The 17,335-nt window shown below is 34.4% G+C and carries 15 protein-coding genes and 1 pseudogene; 9 read left to right on the forward strand and 7 right to left on the reverse strand.

Annotation, left to right across the window (positions count from 1 at the left end):
- The first annotated feature begins 9 nt into the window (after positions 1-9).
- Genes KFD70_RS02695 through ilvA form a run of 3 tightly spaced genes read left to right on the forward strand, consistent with a single transcriptional unit; the run spans position 10 to position 4,037 of the window.
- Positions 10-1,032, forward strand: coding sequence for a ketol-acid reductoisomerase (locus tag KFD70_RS02695; protein ID WP_336451964.1), 1,023 nt, complete (start codon positions 10-12; stop codon positions 1,030-1,032).
- Between the two features lie 35 nt (positions 1,033-1,067).
- Positions 1,068-2,741: a dihydroxy-acid dehydratase gene (gene ilvD, locus KFD70_RS02700; RefSeq protein ID WP_431612897.1), complete on the forward strand. Its 1,674-nt coding sequence runs from the start codon at positions 1,068-1,070 to the stop codon at positions 2,739-2,741.
- Positions 2,742-2,774: 33 nt separating this feature from the next.
- The gene (ilvA, locus tag KFD70_RS02705; protein WP_336451966.1) at positions 2,775-4,037 is read left to right on the forward strand and encodes a threonine ammonia-lyase IlvA; all 1,263 of its coding nucleotides are present in this window, start codon (positions 2,775-2,777) and stop codon (positions 4,035-4,037) included.
- 45 nt (positions 4,038-4,082) lie between these two features.
- On the opposite strand, the gene KFD70_RS02710 is transcribed toward ilvA, so the two are convergent.
- Entirely contained in the window at positions 4,083-5,186 is a 1,104-nt protein-coding gene (locus tag KFD70_RS02710) for a CapA family protein (RefSeq protein ID WP_336451967.1), read from the reverse strand.
- 339 nt (positions 5,187-5,525) lie between these two features.
- On the opposite strand from KFD70_RS02710, the gene KFD70_RS02715 reads away from it, so the two are divergent.
- Complete coding sequence (locus tag KFD70_RS02715; RefSeq protein ID WP_336451968.1) at positions 5,526-6,233, forward strand: DUF554 domain-containing protein; 708 nt, start codon at positions 5,526-5,528, stop codon at positions 6,231-6,233.
- Positions 6,234-6,297: 64 nt separating this feature from the next.
- Here the strand turns inward: KFD70_RS02715 and KFD70_RS02720 are convergent, their stop codons facing one another.
- From KFD70_RS02720 to KFD70_RS02730, 3 genes are read right to left on the reverse strand one after another with little or no spacing between them, the layout of a single operon-like run.
- Positions 6,298-7,029: an ABC transporter permease gene (locus KFD70_RS02720; protein WP_431612898.1), complete on the reverse strand. Its 732-nt coding sequence runs from the start codon at positions 7,027-7,029 to the stop codon at positions 6,298-6,300.
- Positions 7,029-7,745: an ABC transporter permease gene (locus tag KFD70_RS02725; RefSeq protein WP_431612899.1), complete on the reverse strand. Its 717-nt coding sequence runs from the start codon at positions 7,743-7,745 to the stop codon at positions 7,029-7,031. Before KFD70_RS02725 ends, KFD70_RS02720 begins: the two co-directional genes overlap by 1 nt.
- The gene (locus KFD70_RS02730; RefSeq protein ID WP_431612900.1) at positions 7,720-8,652 is read right to left on the reverse strand and encodes an ABC transporter ATP-binding protein; all 933 of its coding nucleotides are present in this window, start codon (positions 8,650-8,652) and stop codon (positions 7,720-7,722) included. Before KFD70_RS02730 ends, KFD70_RS02725 begins: the two co-directional genes overlap by 26 nt.
- Positions 8,653-8,829: 177 nt before the next feature.
- On the opposite strand from KFD70_RS02730, the gene KFD70_RS02735 reads away from it, so the two are divergent.
- The 5 genes from KFD70_RS02735 (at position 8,830) to KFD70_RS02755 (ending at position 14,969) form a co-directional block, all read left to right on the forward strand.
- On the forward strand, positions 8,830-9,372 hold the full coding sequence (locus tag KFD70_RS02735; protein ID WP_336451972.1) for a response regulator transcription factor: 543 nt from the start codon (positions 8,830-8,832) through the stop codon (positions 9,370-9,372).
- The gene (locus KFD70_RS02740; RefSeq protein WP_336451973.1) at positions 9,332-9,715 is read left to right on the forward strand and encodes a sensor histidine kinase; all 384 of its coding nucleotides are present in this window, start codon (positions 9,332-9,334) and stop codon (positions 9,713-9,715) included. Before KFD70_RS02735 ends, KFD70_RS02740 begins: the two co-directional genes overlap by 41 nt.
- Positions 9,716-9,728: 13 nt before the next feature.
- Entirely contained in the window at positions 9,729-10,595 is an 867-nt protein-coding gene (locus KFD70_RS02745) for a GNAT family N-acetyltransferase (RefSeq protein WP_431612901.1), read from the forward strand.
- Between the two features lie 473 nt (positions 10,596-11,068).
- Complete coding sequence (locus KFD70_RS02750; RefSeq protein ID WP_431612902.1) at positions 11,069-13,600, forward strand: ThiF family adenylyltransferase; 2,532 nt, start codon at positions 11,069-11,071, stop codon at positions 13,598-13,600.
- A 154-nt stretch (positions 13,601-13,754) separates the two neighbouring features.
- Positions 13,755-14,969: a multidrug efflux MFS transporter gene (locus KFD70_RS02755; RefSeq protein WP_431612906.1), complete on the forward strand. Its 1,215-nt coding sequence runs from the start codon at positions 13,755-13,757 to the stop codon at positions 14,967-14,969.
- A 69-nt stretch (positions 14,970-15,038) separates the two neighbouring features.
- Here KFD70_RS02755 and KFD70_RS02760 read toward each other — a convergent pair.
- The 3 genes and pseudogenes from KFD70_RS02760 to KFD70_RS02770 all read right to left on the reverse strand — a co-directional run.
- Positions 15,039-15,245, reverse strand: a pseudogene (locus KFD70_RS02760) (dioxygenase); the annotation flags it as partial.
- Positions 15,246-15,571: 326 nt separating this feature from the next.
- Positions 15,572-16,324, reverse strand: a complete 753-nt coding sequence (locus KFD70_RS02765) for a MerR family transcriptional regulator (protein WP_431612907.1) — start codon at positions 16,322-16,324, stop codon at positions 15,572-15,574.
- 265 nt (positions 16,325-16,589) lie between these two features.
- On the reverse strand, positions 16,590-17,294 hold the full coding sequence (locus KFD70_RS02770; protein ID WP_431612903.1) for an alpha/beta hydrolase: 705 nt from the start codon (positions 17,292-17,294) through the stop codon (positions 16,590-16,592).
- Between the last annotated feature and the right edge of the window lie 41 nt (positions 17,295-17,335).

The raw sequence follows: 17,335 nt of genomic DNA on the forward strand, positions 1-17,335 counted from the left end.
TATGAAAAGATGAAAACATACTATGAACAAGATGCAAATTTAGAGGTATTAGCAGGAAAAACAGTGGCAGTAGTTGGTTATGGATCACAAGGTCATGCGCAAGCGCAAAATTTACGCGATTCTGGCGTTCATGTTGTAGTAGGTGTTCGTCCAGGGAAATCTTTCGAGGTAGCGAAAATGGATGGTTTTGAAGTAATGTCAGTTTCAGAAGCCGTGCGAACCGCAGATGTTGTGCAAGTATTATTGCCAGATGAACAGCAAGCACATGTATATCGAAATGAAGTAGAAAAAAATCTTCGTGAAGGACAAATGTTACTTTTCTCACATGGATTTAATATTCATTTTGGACAAATCGAGCCGCCAAGTTACGTAGATGTAGCGATGGTTGCACCAAAAAGTCCAGGACATCTTGTTCGCCGCGTATTCCAAGAAGGAAACGGGGTTCCAGCTCTAGTGGCTGTTTATCAAAATGCGACTGGAAATGCTTTTGATGTTGCTCTTGCATATGCGAAAGGAGTTGGCTGTACACGTGCTGGTGTAATCGAAACATCTTTCCAAGAAGAAACAGAAACAGATCTATTTGGCGAACAAGCTGTACTTTGCGGCGGAGTAACTGCACTTGTGAAAGCTGGTTTTGAAACATTAACGGAAGGTGGATATCGCCCAGAGATTGCGTATTTTGAATGTTTACACGAGCTTAAGTTAATCGTTGATTTAATGTACGAAGGCGGTTTAACAAATATGCGCCATTCTATTTCAGATACAGCAGAGTTTGGGGACTATGTAACAGGATCTAGAATTGTTACAGATGAAACGAAGAAAGAAATGAAACGGGTTCTTGCGGAGATTCAGCAAGGCGAGTTCGCAAAGAAATGGATTTTGGAAAATCAAGCAGGACGCCCTACGTATAATGCGATGAAAAAGGCAGAGCAAAAGCATCAACTTGAAAAAGTAGGGGCAGAGTTACGAGAAATGATGACTTGGATTCAGCAGCCTAATGGAAAAGAGTTAGTGAAAAATAGTAGGAAATAGATAAACGGAAATGAACAGGAAGGGATTTGAAAAAGATGAGAAGCGATATGATTAAAAAAGGTTTTGATAAAGCACCACATCGGAGTTTATTGAAAGCAACTGGCTTAAAGGATGAGGATTTTGATAAGCCATTTGTAGCGATTTGTAATTCTTTTATTGAAATTATTCCAGGGCATAAACATTTAAATGAATTTGGTCGGCTTGTAAAAGAAGCAGTACGTGCAGCGGGAATGGTTCCATTTGAGTTTAATACAATTGGGGTAGATGACGGGATTGCGATGGGGCATATCGGTATGCGTTATTCGTTACCAAGCCGTGAGATTATTGCTGATTCAGTTGAAACGGTAGTAAATGCACATTGGTTTGATGGGATGATCTGTATTCCGAACTGTGACAAAATTACACCAGGTATGATGATGGCTGCTATGCGTATTAACATTCCAACTGTATTTGTTTCCGGTGGTCCAATGGCTGCAGGGAAAACATCGAAAGGAGAAGTAGTGGATCTAAGTTCCGTTTTTGAGGGAGTAGGAGCCTATCAATCTGGAAGAATTTCAGAAGAAGAGTTAAAGGATATTGAAGATAACGGTTGTCCATCTTGTGGTTCTTGTTCAGGTATGTTTACTGCAAATTCAATGAATTGTTTATGTGAAGTATTAGGACTTGCACTTCCTGGTAATGGTAGCATTTTAGCAACGGATCCAAGACGGGAAGAATTAATTAAACAAGCAGCTGAAAAATTAAAAGTATTAATTGAACGCGATATTAAACCAAGAGATATCGTAACAGAAGAGGCGATTGACGATGCATTTGCATTAGATATGGCGATGGGTGGATCAACGAATACGGTATTACATACACTAGCAATCGCACAAGAGGCGGGACTTGATTATGATATGAGCCGAATCGATGCAATTTCAAGACGCGTGCCACATTTATGTAAAGTGAGCCCAGCTTCCAATTGGCATATGGAAGACATTGATCGTGCGGGTGGCATCAGTGCTATTTTAAAAGAATTAAGTAAAAAAGAAGGTGTCCTTCACCTAGATCGTATTACAGCTACCGGACAGACATTAGGGGAAAACATTGCCTATGCAGAAATTCAAGACAAAGAAGTCATTCATTCTCTTGAAAATCCTCATAGTGAAGAAGGTGGCCTACGTATATTAAAAGGAAACCTTGCAAAAGATGGTGCTGTCATTAAAAGTGGTGCAACAGAGGTAAAACGATTTGAAGGACCATGTGTTATTTTCGGATCTCAAGACGAGGCGCTTGCAGGGATTATGCTTGGAAAAGTGAAAAAAGGAGATGTTGTTGTTATTCGTTATGAAGGACCAAGAGGTGGCCCTGGTATGCCAGAAATGTTAGCACCAACTTCAGCAATTGCAGGTATGGGGTTAGGTGCAGATGTTGCACTACTAACAGATGGTCGCTTTTCAGGTGCATCACGAGGTATTTCAGTAGGACATATTTCCCCGGAAGCTGCTGCTGGCGGAGAAATTGCACTTCTAGAGCAAGGCGATATCGTATGTATTGATGTAGAGGAACGTTTACTTGAAGTGAGAGTAAGTGATGAAGAACTAGAAAAACGTAGAAAAGAATGGAAAAAACCAGAGTTAAAAGTGAAAACAGGATGGCTTGGACGTTACGCACAAATGGTAACATCAGCGAATACAGGTGCAGTGCTAAAAATGCAAAATCTAGATTAAATCCATATAAAAAGAGATAAGGAATGATACGAGATGGTGCAAAATGTAAGGGAGAGAGTAAAAATCGAAGATATTCTTGTGGCTCATAATCATATGAAGGATATCGTCAATAAAACACCGCTCCAAAGAGATTCAGTTTTATCTGAGAAATATGAATGTGACGTATATGTGAAACGGGAAGACTTACAAGTCATTCGTTCGTTTAAAATTCGAGGAGCGTACAATTTAATTCAAAGTTTATCGAAAGAACAATTGCAAAATGGGGTTGTATGCGCGAGTGCTGGTAATCATGCGCAAGGGGTTGCTTATACGTGTAATTTATTGAAGATTCAGTCTAAAATATTTATGCCGACAACAACACCTAAGCAGAAAGTATCTCAAGTACAATTTTTTGGCGGTGTTTATGCAGACATTGTGTTAGTTGGAGACACATTTGATAGCTCTTTCCAAGAAGCGCAGCGTTATTGTGAGGAGAATAGCATGACGTTTGTACATCCATTTGATGATCCATATGTAATTGCGGGCCAAGGAACGGTCGCTGTTGAAATTTTACATGATATGGAGAAACATGTTGATTACGTCTTTACAGCAATTGGTGGCGGTGGTTTAGCGTCAGGTATTGGTACATATGTAAAAGGTGTGAGCCCTGATACAAAAGTAATCGGTGTAGAACCAAAAGGAGCAGCATCGATGAAAGAAGCTTTTTTGCAAAATGAAAACGTCGCCCTAGAAAAAATTGATAGTTTCGTTGATGGTGCAGCAGTTAAAAAAGTAGGAAAACTAACTTTTGAAACTTGTAAAGAAGTACTGGATGATATTGTATTAGTTCCTGAAGGAAAGATTTGTACAACGATTTTAGAATTGTACAAGAAAAATGCAATTGTTGCGGAACCAGCTGGTGCTCTCTCCATTGCCGCACTCGATTTTTATAAGGATGAATTGAAAGGAAAAACTGTTGTTTGTATATTAAGTGGTGGAAACAATGATATTGATAGAATGCAAGAGATGAAGGAGCGCTCTCTCATTTATGAAGGGTTAAAGCATTACTTTATTATTGAATTTCCACAACGTTCTGGAGCATTACGAGAATTTCTAGATAAAGGTTTAGGCCCAGAGGATGACATTACTCGTTTTGAGTATATTAAAAAGCACAATAAAGAAAATGGGCCTGCGCTTGTTGGGGTGGAACTAAAACATAAAGAAGATTATGAGCCGTTAATTACCCGTTTTCAAGAAAATAATATTCAATTTATGGAGCTAAATAAAAATCCTGTTTTGTTTGATTTGTTAATTTAATATACAAAAAGAAAGGAAGCTTTTTAGTATAAAGCTTCCTTTTTTCTAACTACGTTTGTTTTTAATTGTTCCAGTTTCATCAATTTCTACATCAGTTGAAACGGTTTGTAAATATTGCAATGTTTTTTTCTTTTCCTCAGGAGTGACTGTTGAAATTTGATCATTACGAATGATGTAAGGATTAAATGACATTTGTACATCTTTTCCTTTAAAGGTAAGGGTTAATACACCTGTTTCAGCACTTTTTCCTTTTACATAGTTAGGGAACAAAAAGTTTCCTAGCGAATAAGCGACAGGGACTTTGTTGTAGTATTCAAATCCTTGTAACCAATGTGGATGACTTCCAACAATCGCATCAGCGCCAGCCTCAACCATTTTCGGAACATATTGTTTTTGATAATCTACAGGTCTATTTGATTTTTCAACACCCCAATGCATATATACAATCAGATAATCGGCATCTTTCTTTTGTTCTTGGATTGTTTTTGTTACTAGATTGATGTCATACCCATTTGCAACGCCTGGTTTGTCTTTACCGGCTACCCAGGTAAAGTCAGGCATAAAGCGTACAAAGGAAAGGAATTTGAATTTTTTTCCCTTTACTGTAATTTCCCTAGCTGTGTATGCATCATCCGTATTTTTTCCAGCTCCGATATAAGGAAGTTTTAATTTTTCTACGTGAGAGATCGTATCCATTAAACCATCCTGTCCATAGTCAAGGGTATGGTTATTACCAATATTCACAATGTCATAGCCTGTGTTTTTAATAGCTTGTAAGGTGGAAGGATCGCTTTTAATCCAGAATAGCTGACCAGGGATTTTTTTCTCTCGTGTTGTAAATGCAGATTCTAAGTTTATAAAGGAAATATCAGCTTTTGTTATTTCATCTTTTACATGTTGGAATGGATAATCAGCACCATTTTTTTGGATAGCGGGGCGCAATTGCCAATCGAACATTGTGTCTCCAGAAAATGTAAGCGTAATTTCAGGATCTTCTTTTTTCTTTTTTTCGTCTTTCTTTGTTTTTTCTTTTTTACTTTCTACTCCAGCTGCATCTTTTGCCTTTGATGTAAAGGAGTTATTTATCAATAAAACAATCGGTGTAATAAGAATTACTATTAAAATAAATCGTTTAAATAAAGTTGTCATAGTTATCTTTCCTTTTTTCATTTTATATAATGACTGACTTTTAGAAAATCCTTTGATAAGAGTTTCATATAATAAGTAAGTAAGTAAGTAAGTAAGTGCTTAATCGTTTATGTATGCTAGACATGATATGTAGGATGAAAGATGCTTCTGTTAGATTATAGGTATGTATTGAGAGCTCATCTCATAGTGTATGCAATATTACGGTAACATGAAACGATGAAAGAATACAATACATAAGTAAATTTCACTTACAAAGTTTCGAGAATTCTGTTAAAATTTCTTGTATTTTGTTGTATGTTAGATATGAAAATAATGGTTGAAGAGGATGGAGAAAACATAATGGTTATATTAGGAGCAGTCGTGAACGGAATTTGTATCATAATTGGTACTATATTAGGTAAACTATTAAGTAATATTCCAGAAAGTATGAAAGGGACAGTGATGCATACAATTGGTTTAGCTGTTACTGTACTGGGTCTTCAAATGGGATTGAAAAGTGAAAACTTTCTTGTTGTCATTATAAGTCTTGTTATTGGTGCAGTGCTTGGAGAATGGCTGGAGTTAGAAGAGAAGTTAAAGAGTTTAGGAGATTGGTTAGAAAAAAAGGTTGGCTCAAAAGGGGAAGGTAGTATATCTCTCGGATTTGTAACAGCGACACTCATCTTTGCTATTGGAGCAATGGGAGTACTGGGAGCTTTAGATAGCGGTATCCGGGGGAATCATGATGTACTGTTTACAAAAGCAATTATCGATGGATTTATTTCTATTATATTAACGACAACGCTTGGAATAGGCGTACTATTTTCAGCAATACCAGTTATTTTATATGAAGGAGGTATTGCAATTTTTGCAACGCAAATTAATAGTTTTGTACCAGAGAAGCTAATGAATCAGTTTATTGTCGAGATGACTGCGACTGGTGGGATTATGATTTTCGCAATTGGACTCAATTTACTTGGTTTTATTAAAATTAAAGTAGCGAATTTATTGCCGGGGATATTAGTAGTTGGAATAATTGTTTCTATTATGTATGGATATCATTTGTAGGTTTAGTTATGTTGAATAGCCCGAAACTATTTTAAATAGCTTTGGGCTATTGGTATGTGAAAGGTTAATATGCTCTTTTCATAAAATGAACGAATCCGCCTATAAATAAAATAACAAAGCTACCAATTACGACAAATACGAGTGTTTCAAAAGAAATATAAAATAGTTGTGAGTCCTCTTTAGGAAGCATAGCTAGAAATGGTTGTGCCCATGGATAAAAAGGACCAAATCTTTCGGAATTTGCAATCATTAGAGCTGGTATAGAAGCTATAGCATTTAAAGCAATCGGTGCAGCAAAACTGGACCAGATGGTTGACACCCATAATTGTAAAGCAATTAGAGGTAAAGTGGCGATTATCCCTCCTGTAATACCTTTAAGTGTAGGAATAAGTGGAAAAGGACTAGATAAATGCAACAGTTGTCCAACACTAACATAGCTTATGATGAAGAGAAGTTGCATTGTACCTACAAATAAAAGAATAAAGAAAAATTTTATGATATAGGTGTGATACCTTGCTATTGGTTGTACTAAAAGTTGTTTCCAACCACCGTTTGAATGTTCATATCGGCAAATATATGTAGTGAAAATACCTGTTAATAATGGGAGAAGTAACGTGCCATGCACCACTACCATGATATTATAAATTAACTCCCAATGTTGTTTATAATCGGGATAGTTCGAGGCATTCGCATAAGCTATTACTCCTGCTAAAATTGGGCTTAAAAATAGTAATGCCCATATTTTAGTTTTTTTTATTTTATAAAATTCAGCTTGTATACTTTTAAGCCAAAGCATTATTTATGCACATCCCTTCTAGTAAAATCGGCTGTTTCAATACATAACATACATATACCAACGATTAGACCTATTGCTACACATAGAAATGGGGGTCCCCAGTCAATGTGTAGGCTTGGCCATCTCCATATAAACCAATTGGGAAGCGCTACTGAAAACATAGTGAAAATAGTTCCTAAAAGTCCGGTTGTAAATGCGATACTTTGGTTTTGAAATATGATGGCAATCCATAATTGAAGAGCTACAATTGGTAGTGCCGACCAGTAAGGATAGAAACTTATTTTAAATATAGAAAACCATGGAATTGAATCATCGAATTGTAATGTTAAACCCAATCCAACTATACCAATCAATAATAAAGAACAAGAAACAGTAAGTAGGAAAGATACCAGTATGAATTTTATTAGAAAAATATGTCGCTTATTAATAGGTAAGGATAAGAGGTGTTTCCATGAACTAGAATGATGCTCTATGTGAGCGATTAAAGAAGTAATAATAGTAGTACCTAATATCAAGGTTACTAAAGCAAGAGGTTGAACCTCAGAAAGAAGACCTCCCCATAAGTCTTTCGCATATTTCTCTGTTAACCAATCATAGCGGAGAAAAAAGTTACATGCTTGAAGGGAAATAACACCTATTGGTCCTAAAAAGATTAAAAACCAAATCCACTTCCTTTTTATTTTTAAAAACTCAGATTGAAAGAGGCGTTTGTACATGTGTCTCTTCCTCCTTTATAAGCTGTAAGAATATCTCTTCAAGTGACTTTTTATTTTCTTCAATTCGAAATACAGAAATGTTATGTGTTACAAGTATTTTTACAATGTTGCTAATAGTTTCATTTGAGACGTTTGATAGAATAATTTGTTTTTCCTCTTGTATAGAAGGAATCCCTTTAGAGAGAATGAGTTTCCAAGCTGAATCTGGTTTGTCTGTCATAAGTGTAATAGAACGATGAGCGTGCTGACGCAATCTTCCTATTTTATCTTGAAAAATAAGCTTGCCTTTTGCAATGATTCCAACATAGGTTGCCATTTGATCAATTTCACTTAATAAGTGACTAGAAATAAGGATGGTAATCCCTCTTTCTTTCGCCAGTTGTTTAATTAGCATACGAATTTCGTGAATCCCTTCTGGATCAAGTCCATTTGTCGGCTCGTCTAAAATTAATAGCTGCGGATCGCCAAGTAAGGCAATGGCAATTCCTAACCGTTGTTTCATTCCTAATGAATACTCTTTTACCTTTTGCTTGGCAGCATGTTGTAAACCGACAATCTGCAGTACTTCCTCAATTTTTTCTTTCGGAGCATTTCTCAAAATCCGGTAAACTTCTAAATTCTCAATGGCATTTAGATGGGCATAATAAGATGGGTTTTCAACGAGAGCTCCAATTTTAGATAATATAGATAAACGTTCTTTTGCCAAATCTTGTTGAAATATCTCGACATTTCCTTGTGTTGGCTTAATAAGGCCTAATAGCATGCGAATGCTGGTTGTTTTACCAGCTCCGTTAGGCCCGAGAAATCCATAAATCTCTCCTTTTGGAATTTTTAAATCTACGTTATGTACTACATAATCATTCCGATATTTTTTTGTTAACCCAGTCGTTTTCAAAATATAAGTCATGTTCCTATCACCTCAAATGAAGTATAGGAAATAAAGGTTAATGATAATGTTAGAAGAGTTTAAGTTTTGTTTAAATTTATACAGTATTCCCTAATTTTGGAGTGTACTAGTTTTCAAATTGTGTAGTATTCCTTATGATGGAAGAGGAGGGTTAAATTTATATATGAAGGTGAAAAAATGACACATATTTTGTATGTTGAGGATGATCATGAGATTGGAGAATGGGTCAAAAGAGAGTTGAAGAAACAAGAGTATGAAGTTACATGGTTTACTTCAGAGAAGGGTACGAATGAAGTATGTGAAATCGCAGATGTCATTGTTTTAGACGTTATGCTGCCAGGGCTTGATGGTTTTACGCTAGGTCAACGTTTTAAACGGGAATACCCAGATATCCCGATTATTATGCTAACTGCAAGAACAACATTAGAAGATAAAATATATGGATTAACATTTGCTGATGATTATATAACAAAACCATTCCACCCAAAAGAGTTGATGGCACGTATTGAAGTTTTATTAAGACGGTACAACAAAGATGGAGCAGAAGTGCAGCATGTGAAACATTTAAAAGTATTTATGAAAGAATACCGGATTGTTGAGACAGACACGGATGAAGAACTTACTATCGTATTCATTAATAACGGCAAGAAAATATCCGTATCATCCAGAGCAAACGGAAATGACACGTTTAACGAGAAAACTTGTTGCATCATGGTATGATATATTAGATGAGAAAGGCTTTGAGATTGATATTGTGATTCCAGAAAAGCAATTATTTTGGAATATCGATGAAAATTGGTTTCAAAGAATTATAGATAATGTAATTCAAAATGTAGTTAGGCATGCAGGTGATGGGAAATTTATAGGAGTATATGTAAACCATGAGGAAAAAACAATTACAGTTGTTGACCATGGGCCAGGTTTTCAAAATGCTCATTCGCCAAACAAAGGTGTAGGAATTGGATTATCCATTATTGCTGTTATGGCGAAAGAGATGGATATTGAATGGGATATTGATTCTGATAATACGGGAGCTAGGTTTACATTTAAACAATTACTATAAAGGAAGAATACATATGAAAGAATTTAAGTTTACAAAACGAGTAAATAGGATTTTTCAAATTGCAAGCAAAGAAGCTGAATACCATGAGCATATTATTCAACCCCTAGATTTATTTATAGGGGCGTGTAAAGAAGGAACAGGAGTTTGTGGTGAATTGTATATGTATTTATTTCATTCTATAGGAATAGATTTTGTAGCGAAATTCAAACAATTACAACAGACGGAATTTCAAGATAAAAGATATATAGAAGTACAAGAGTACAATGTTTCTTATAAGACAATGGAGATATTACAATTAGCTAAACGTAAAATGGAAAGGTTTAATCAAGTATATGTAAATGAAGGACATATTGTAAGCGTAATCCTTCAGCGAGATGAGGAGATTCAAAATTTAATAGGAGAAGATATGAGACAAAGGATTTTACACATTGTTTCCGTACCAAGAGATATGACTGTAGATTTGAAAAATTGTAAAATACCGAGTATGGATGATTTAATTTGCAATATTAATCGGGCAAATCAATCTGATTTGGAAGAGCTTCTTCAGTTTGTTATGAATGAATTTGGCGAAAGATGGTTCGGAACGGTGAATAAAGGTTTTCGAGAATATAAAGAACCGCCAATTTACATTGCAAAGAAAAATGAAACGATAATTGGTTTTGCCTGTTATGATGTTGTAAGAGGAAAGAAAGGGCTATTTGGACCAATGGGAACAGCTAAAAATCATCGTGTAAAAGGTGTGGGAAGAGAACTGTTACATCGATGCTTGTCTGACATGAAGCAAATTGGTTATGAATATGCAATTATTGGTCAAGCAGGTCCACTTGAATTTTATGAGGAAGGCTGTCAGGCTCAATTAATACCAATTACAATAACGTAATTTTATAAGGTTTTAATCAGTAAAGGAGAACGACTGATTAAAACCTTATTTATATTTAATTGAATTTTTGCCCTCTAAGTGTAAATAAGAATATTGGTAGTAAAATGTTTTGGAAATATTATATTTTCAGAATAAAATATTTCACTTGATAAAATATAAAACATTCTTGTTTCAACGGTTTGTGACTGGGAAATAAATGGTAAATCAGGAGAAGTAATAGACATGAGAAAACGTTTTCTCAACATCTGAAAATTCCGAATACGTTAAATTAGGTTGAGGTATCTAGGTAATTATTGTTAATATACCCTTGTATTACCAATTTGTGAAAAAAGGGGGTATTCAAATGAAACTAACTGTGAAAATTAAAAAAGCTACGCAACGAGATAACCAATGTGTTTGTTTGTTATTATGCTAGTTTGAAAAAGAAGAAGGTGTGTAAACACCTTCTTTTTCAATGAAATGGGGAGAAGAATATGAGGTTGAAAACAAGTTTGAATTTTAGGGGATATCCTAATAAAAATGAAATTGTTTATTATGACGGAGAAGAGCGAATTATTGAAGTAAATGAGTTTCAAAAACTATGGTCATTATTGAAAGTTTTAGAAAATCCTTCAGGAGATGTTCGTGAACAAATACATGAATGGAAGAACAGGAATGGAATAGATGATGAAGAACTACAAAATATTATTCAGTTTATAAATGAAAATCAACTTCTATATGAAAAGCGTTGCGATGGAGATAAAGAAGAACTGTTATTTAATCTAAGAAATTTTAACTATTTCAGTACCCACGATCGTACGAAACATGCAGATTCAATTGTTCATAAGATGAAGAAAGTAAAGGCTATTGTTATCGGAGCGGGTACGATTGGGGCAACATTATGCATGACGTTATCAAAACTTGGAGTTGGGGAGATTATTGTAATCGATTTTGATACGGTTCATCCTAAAAACATTAGAGCGCAAACTATTTTTCAAACAAAAGATATTAAAAAGAAAAAAATACATGTTATTCAAGAGAGAATAGAAAAAATAGATCCGTATGTAAAAATTCAAGTATTTGATAAGAAAATAGAGACGCTTAACGATTTATTACAATTGCAATTAAGTGAGGTAAATTATATTTTTGGATGCTTTGATGAATCTTCGTTACAGCTACATAAAGACATCATGAATTATTGTGATGAAGAGGGAATGAAGTATTTTTTAATGGGGTATCATAATGATTTTGTAAAAGTATTGCATATAAGTAATAGCAACGATGCCACTTCAATACTAGAGAAAAGCTTTCAAAATTATGATACAGAATATATCATTCGAGAAAATAGAGGAACGATTATTCAAGGTTTAGCTGTTTCACTTATTATTAGTCGAATTTTATTTGCTGATATAACGGATGATGAGTGTGCAATGAAAAGTGTATATAGCTTTGATTTTATAAACTTTCATATGTCAGCTAATGATAAATTCATTCCCCACAATCCATTTATTCATTCACTGCAAACCATTATGCCTCTGCAACAAGAGAAATTAAAGTGGAAAATAGAGGAACTTTCCACTTTAATTTCTGCTGAAAATTCTATACTTCCAAAAGTAGTTGAAGTTGACCTTTTATGTATGCATCAAATTTTTGACATTTTACTTCATATGAATCAATTGTCGATATTGCAATTAGAGGAGCAGTATAATAATTTCGTTCAAATTTTACATAACATAGAGGGACAGAATGGGAATACAGCAGAGTATGAAAGGTATTTACAAATTATTCGCGAGTTTAAAATTGTCTATCAAGGTGAGACGTATACAATATCTGAAGTTTTTGGCATGATGCATGAATTGAAGGATTATGAAGAAAAGAAAGAAGTGCAGAAAAAAGTTTACGAGGTACTAAGTAGCAAAGGAAATGAAATTCTTCAGTTTTTTACAAAGAGTAAGCAAGCGTATTTGTCTTTGGAAACACCTGAATACTATATGGAAGTATTGGGAGTTGGAAAAGAGACATTACATACATTTGAGGAGAAATTACAGGAGAAATTCCATACTCTTATTACGAAAAGTTTATCGATTATATTTCCAAATTCAACAGGAGAAATTCAAGCGGATTTTTTAGCTTATAACCAAGAAGAACGAAGTGTCATTTCTATTGATGAAGCAAAAGAAATAATGCTCAGTAGTTTAAAACAAATCGGACAAGAACGCTGGATTAGTCATATTGAAAGAATGTTTCAATATAGCCTTGTACAAGTCTACAATGAAATTGAAGTGAATAAAACATACTATTTTCCAAATAGAAAAGAAAGTAGAATCTTGTTTAACTATCATGAAGATGTAGATAGTTTATTTATATTGTGTCATGAGTTAGGGCATGCATATTTTAATCAAAGTTATGAACATACATTCTTTGATGATAGTACTCAATTATTAAATGAAATTATGGCATACTACTTTGAATTTAATTGTGTTCAGGCAATGTTACAGAATAGGGACATAAGTTTAGAATTAAGGCAAGAAATTGCAAGTCAGTATGTAAAAAGAGTACATCAAGTTGTCTTATCTACATATGGGGTTCATTTATTCGAGACGAGTTTAATACAACATGTTCAGAAGTATGGAGAGATTTCCATAACAGACTTTTTAAGAATTCGAGAAGAGTATGACCAACATCCATTTTTTAAAGGTATAGAGTTTAAAAATGAAACATACTCCTATTTAAATCCACTTTTGAAAACTTCATTTATTTTTGAATTTGGGGATCATGTTTTACCTCCAATTGCCTATTTACTTGCAATTGGCTTATGCTACGAACAAGACGAAGTAAGGATTCCGAAAGACATTCAAATGCAGGAGGCTTTATTAAATGGAGTGTATCGTACGGAAGAGTTTTTAGGTTATATGTCAAATGGAACAACTTATGGTGAATTTATGGAACAAGCTATTCATAAATTGGTACAAATTTTGAATCAACTCGAATCGTTCATGATGGAAGATGTAGTACATTCTAGTTAAAAATAAAAATTGCTAATAAAGGTATACCCTTATTAGCAATTTTTATTTTTGTTTAAATTTTCTTTAAGCACATGACGTTTAATCTATGAATCATATTGCTAAACTTTTTAACAAAAAGGGTGTAGAATGGGTATCTAAGAAAGAAGGTGTGAAAATGGCCAGCTGGAAAAGGAATTTAATGATTTGTTGGCTTGGTTGTTTTACTACGGCAGCAGGTATGAGCTTAGTGATACCATTCTTATCCTTTTATATTGAAGATCTAGGCGTAACGGGTACATCCGAAATTGCACAGTGGTCGGGAATTGCATTCGGTGTAACTTTTTTAATGGGCGCGATTGTATCGCCAATATGGGGAAAACTTGGTGATATACATGGTCGGAAATTGATGCTTATTCGTGCGAGTCTGGGGATGGCAATGATTATGACACTCATGGGCTTTGTCACAAATGTGTATCAATTAGTCGCACTTCGCTTTTTAATAGGGGCAGTGTCAGGGTTTCTTTCGACTGCAATGACATTTATAGCAGCGGAAACACCGAAAGAACATTCAGGTTGGGCAATTTCTACTATATCAACAGGTGGTGTAAGTGGTTCCTTACTTGGACCAATGCTTGGTGGATACTTATCCGAACTCATTGGAATGCGTCACGTATTTTTAGTTACAGGAGCCTTTTTGTTTCTTTCCTTCATAATCGTCTTTTTCTTCTTGCATGAATCGAATCATTCTGTTCAAGCAAAAAAAGCGCAACCGGAAAAAGTGTGGACGATGGTTCCAGCAAAACATTTTATTATGAGCTTGTTTGTAGCAACTTTTATGATTCAACTTGCAAATATGTCCATACAACCTATTGTTACGTTGTATGTAAAACATTTAGCGGGTCCTCATACGGATCATATTGAAATGATTGCGGGGGCGGTGATATCTGCAACAGGTTTAGCCGTCATTTTAGCAGCTCCTAAACTAGGAAGATTATCGGATCATATTGGTCCTCAAAAAACTTTAGTTGTAGCATTGTTCTTTGCAGGAATTCTTTTTATCCCACAAGCATTTGTGACAGCTGCTTGGCAATTATTAATACTGCGTTTTCTATTAGGGATTGCACAAGCTGGATTGTTACCTTCTGTACAAACTCTATTAAAACAACATACACCACATCATGTAACTGGATGTATCTTTGGCTATAATCAATCCTTTCAGTTTTTAGGAAATATGATTGGACCAGTACTCGGAGGACAGATTGCGGCACATGCCGGGTTTCAATATGTATTCTTTTCTACATCCTCGCTTCTATTTATAGCCTGCATTTGGGTATATTTTCATAGTAAAGGTACAGTGGTGTCAGAAAAAGAGCATTTGGAAGTTAGTTAATGAGGTTAATTATATAGGGGTAAAAAGGATGAAGCGCACGGTACTTCATCCTTTTTTGTTTTAAAACGGTTAAAATTGTAAGCAAAGATAACTTAATGTTCCAAGTTCATAGCTACGGTGAATGACTTTTCCTTCAGCATTACTGCTCCCCATAGTGATGAAAAGGGGGACAAAGTGTTCTGCTCTCGGAACGGCTAAATATGCGTGAGGAGCAGCGGTTTCCCAGTTGAACAATGAATCTTTATCGTTATTTTGCATATGATTTATAATCCAGTCATATATTCTTCCTTCTATTCACATCTTATTTTATAGAATAAAGATTTAGATTCGCTATTATATGTCATAAATTGACGATGGATTATATTAAAATAAAGTATTATGTAAAGCGATAATATAGTTATTGAATTTTGTTATGAAATACATAAGAGCCTTGCATATTTTATTGTAGCAAGGCTCTTTAAAGTTGTTTAATTTCTTGTATAATCACTGATTAGGAACTCATGGGTGTAACGATTAAATTGTTTAAAAATTCAATCTTTATACCGCGATCGCGTCCTTTTATGAAGAAGGGAATATTTTAATTTATTTACTCGTTATCATCATTATTGTTGACTTGACAAATAGTTAGATGCCACTTTGTTTAGAAAATAAGTGTAACCTACTTGCCATTGTTCAAACATGTTTCTGTGAAAGTCGTCTACAATAAATAGCTCAGTTTGATTTAAGAAATCGTGTGGTGTAGATGGATGACCATCTTTTTCTAAAAAGGATAGATGTTTTTTCACCCGTTCGAAAACCTTTGGGTCGTTTGCGGAGACACCTTCTTGTAAGAATTTAATCATATCTTCATTAAATGATTTTGCTTCAATGGCGGAATCATTCATTGATTCTACATCAATAGTTTGATTCGTCAAATCAAAATCATATTCTTTTTTCAAATGTTCGCTTTGACCCTTTAATGCTTCTTGCCATTCTCCTTCAGTTTTAAAACCCCTAAACATTGATGCCATATCTAAATCGACTCCTTCTTTAGTATTTTTGATGGAGAAATTGATCGTATCAATTAGTTCTTTAAATTGATTGATCTTTTGCTCTAGTAAATCCCTTTGCTTAATCAACGTATTCTCTCTGTCGATATTACCATCTAATAATTGTTTAATTTCCTTAAGAGGAAAATCCAGCGCTTTGTAAAAAAGAATATGCTGTAGTCGTTCTAAATCCTTTTTTCCGTATAAACGATATCCAGCTTCTGTCGTTTGCTCTGGAATCAAAAGACCTATCTTGTGATAATGGTGTAACGTCTTTACTGTTGTATGGGATAGTTTTGCAACTTCATTAACGGTATACAGCTCTATTTCCTCCTTTCCATGCTCTTTATACTAAAGTATCCTCTAAGGTAAGAGTCAACACTAAAAAAGGCTATATGTTTTTGTAGATCATATAGCCTTTTTAATCAAGTTTTCTTGCCTTGATTCTTAAAAAATATGGTCGTTTAATGGAATAAGATGATTTGCGTTTTTAAACATCTTTATTGTAAATTAGATGCTGCCATATATTGTCCTCTGGAATTTTCAGGTGCATACTTACTTACAAAACTATGTATAACCGAATTGTAATTTGTTAATCGATATGTTTGTGTAACCACTGTTCAAACATCTTTAACTGTTCTTCAGTATGAAAGTAATGTTCACCTGTTTCCATGACTTCTAATTCACAACGATGTTTTTTTGTAAAATAGTTAATAGTTTCAAATTCGCACAGTTCATCCTTGGCTCCATACATAATATATGTATCTGTATTCCATGTATTAATAGGATGTTCTTTTACATAGCATAAATAATCCCAATATAACTTTTGACCAATAGGTGTCTCTATAGTCATTTCTTTTTGCAAAAGCTCTGGTGTTACATTAAACCATTTCATCATATTTTCGATAATTCGTTCCATATTAACTACTGGTGATAAAAATAATGCCTTTTCTAACACATCATTTTGATAGGCTAAAAGGCTAAAATAAGCTCCCATACTACATGCAAACACGCTTACTTCTTTCCAATGTTCTTTTGCGTAATTCATAATTATAGATAATTCACTAACACAAAACTGTACTTTGCAAGGAGTATTATCATTTTTTCTTTCTCCATGCTCAGGTAAATCAAAGCTTAATACTTGATAACCTTTTTGATTGGCTTCTTCAGCTAATATTTGAATAACTGCATCTTCCTTATTTGACATATTTCCATGTACTGCAATAAAAATTTTTTCACTCTTATCTCCCCATAAAACCGTGGGAATATTACTAATTTTAAAATTATCTTTAAGCATATTTCCTCCATAGAATAAGACATATAGGACTTGGCAAAAAA

The organism is Bacillus pfraonensis, assembly GCF_050768835.1.
GTDB lineage: Bacteria > Bacillota > Bacilli > Bacillales > Bacillaceae_G > Bacillus_A > Bacillus_A pfraonensis.

Excerpts from the sequence above, each read along its gene's own strand:
- KFD70_RS02695 (WP_336451964.1), top strand. The coding sequence starts at position 10 with ATGAAAACATACTATGAACAAGATGCAAATTTAGAGGTATTAGCAGGA.
- ilvD (WP_431612897.1), top strand. The coding sequence starts at position 1,068 with ATGAGAAGCGATATGATTAAAAAAGGTTTTGATAAAGCACCACATCGG.
- ilvA (WP_336451966.1), top strand. The coding sequence starts at position 2,775 with ATGGTGCAAAATGTAAGGGAGAGAGTAAAAATCGAAGATATTCTTGTG.
- KFD70_RS02710 (WP_336451967.1), bottom strand. The coding sequence starts at position 5,186 with ATGACAACTTTATTTAAACGATTTATTTTAATAGTAATTCTTATTACA.
- KFD70_RS02715 (WP_336451968.1), top strand. The coding sequence starts at position 5,526 with ATGGTTATATTAGGAGCAGTCGTGAACGGAATTTGTATCATAATTGGT.
- KFD70_RS02720 (WP_431612898.1), bottom strand. The coding sequence starts at position 7,029 with ATGCTTTGGCTTAAAAGTATACAAGCTGAATTTTATAAAATAAAAAAA.
- KFD70_RS02725 (WP_431612899.1), bottom strand. The coding sequence starts at position 7,745 with ATGTACAAACGCCTCTTTCAATCTGAGTTTTTAAAAATAAAAAGGAAG.
- KFD70_RS02730 (WP_431612900.1), bottom strand. The coding sequence starts at position 8,652 with ATGACTTATATTTTGAAAACGACTGGGTTAACAAAAAAATATCGGAAT.
- KFD70_RS02735 (WP_336451972.1), top strand. The coding sequence starts at position 8,830 with ATGACACATATTTTGTATGTTGAGGATGATCATGAGATTGGAGAATGG.
- KFD70_RS02740 (WP_336451973.1), top strand. The coding sequence starts at position 9,332 with ATGACACGTTTAACGAGAAAACTTGTTGCATCATGGTATGATATATTA.
- KFD70_RS02745 (WP_431612901.1), top strand. The coding sequence starts at position 9,729 with ATGAAAGAATTTAAGTTTACAAAACGAGTAAATAGGATTTTTCAAATT.
- KFD70_RS02750 (WP_431612902.1), top strand. The coding sequence starts at position 11,069 with ATGAGGTTGAAAACAAGTTTGAATTTTAGGGGATATCCTAATAAAAAT.
- KFD70_RS02755 (WP_431612906.1), top strand. The coding sequence starts at position 13,755 with ATGGCCAGCTGGAAAAGGAATTTAATGATTTGTTGGCTTGGTTGTTTT.
- KFD70_RS02770 (WP_431612903.1), bottom strand. The coding sequence starts at position 17,294 with ATGCTTAAAGATAATTTTAAAATTAGTAATATTCCCACGGTTTTATGG.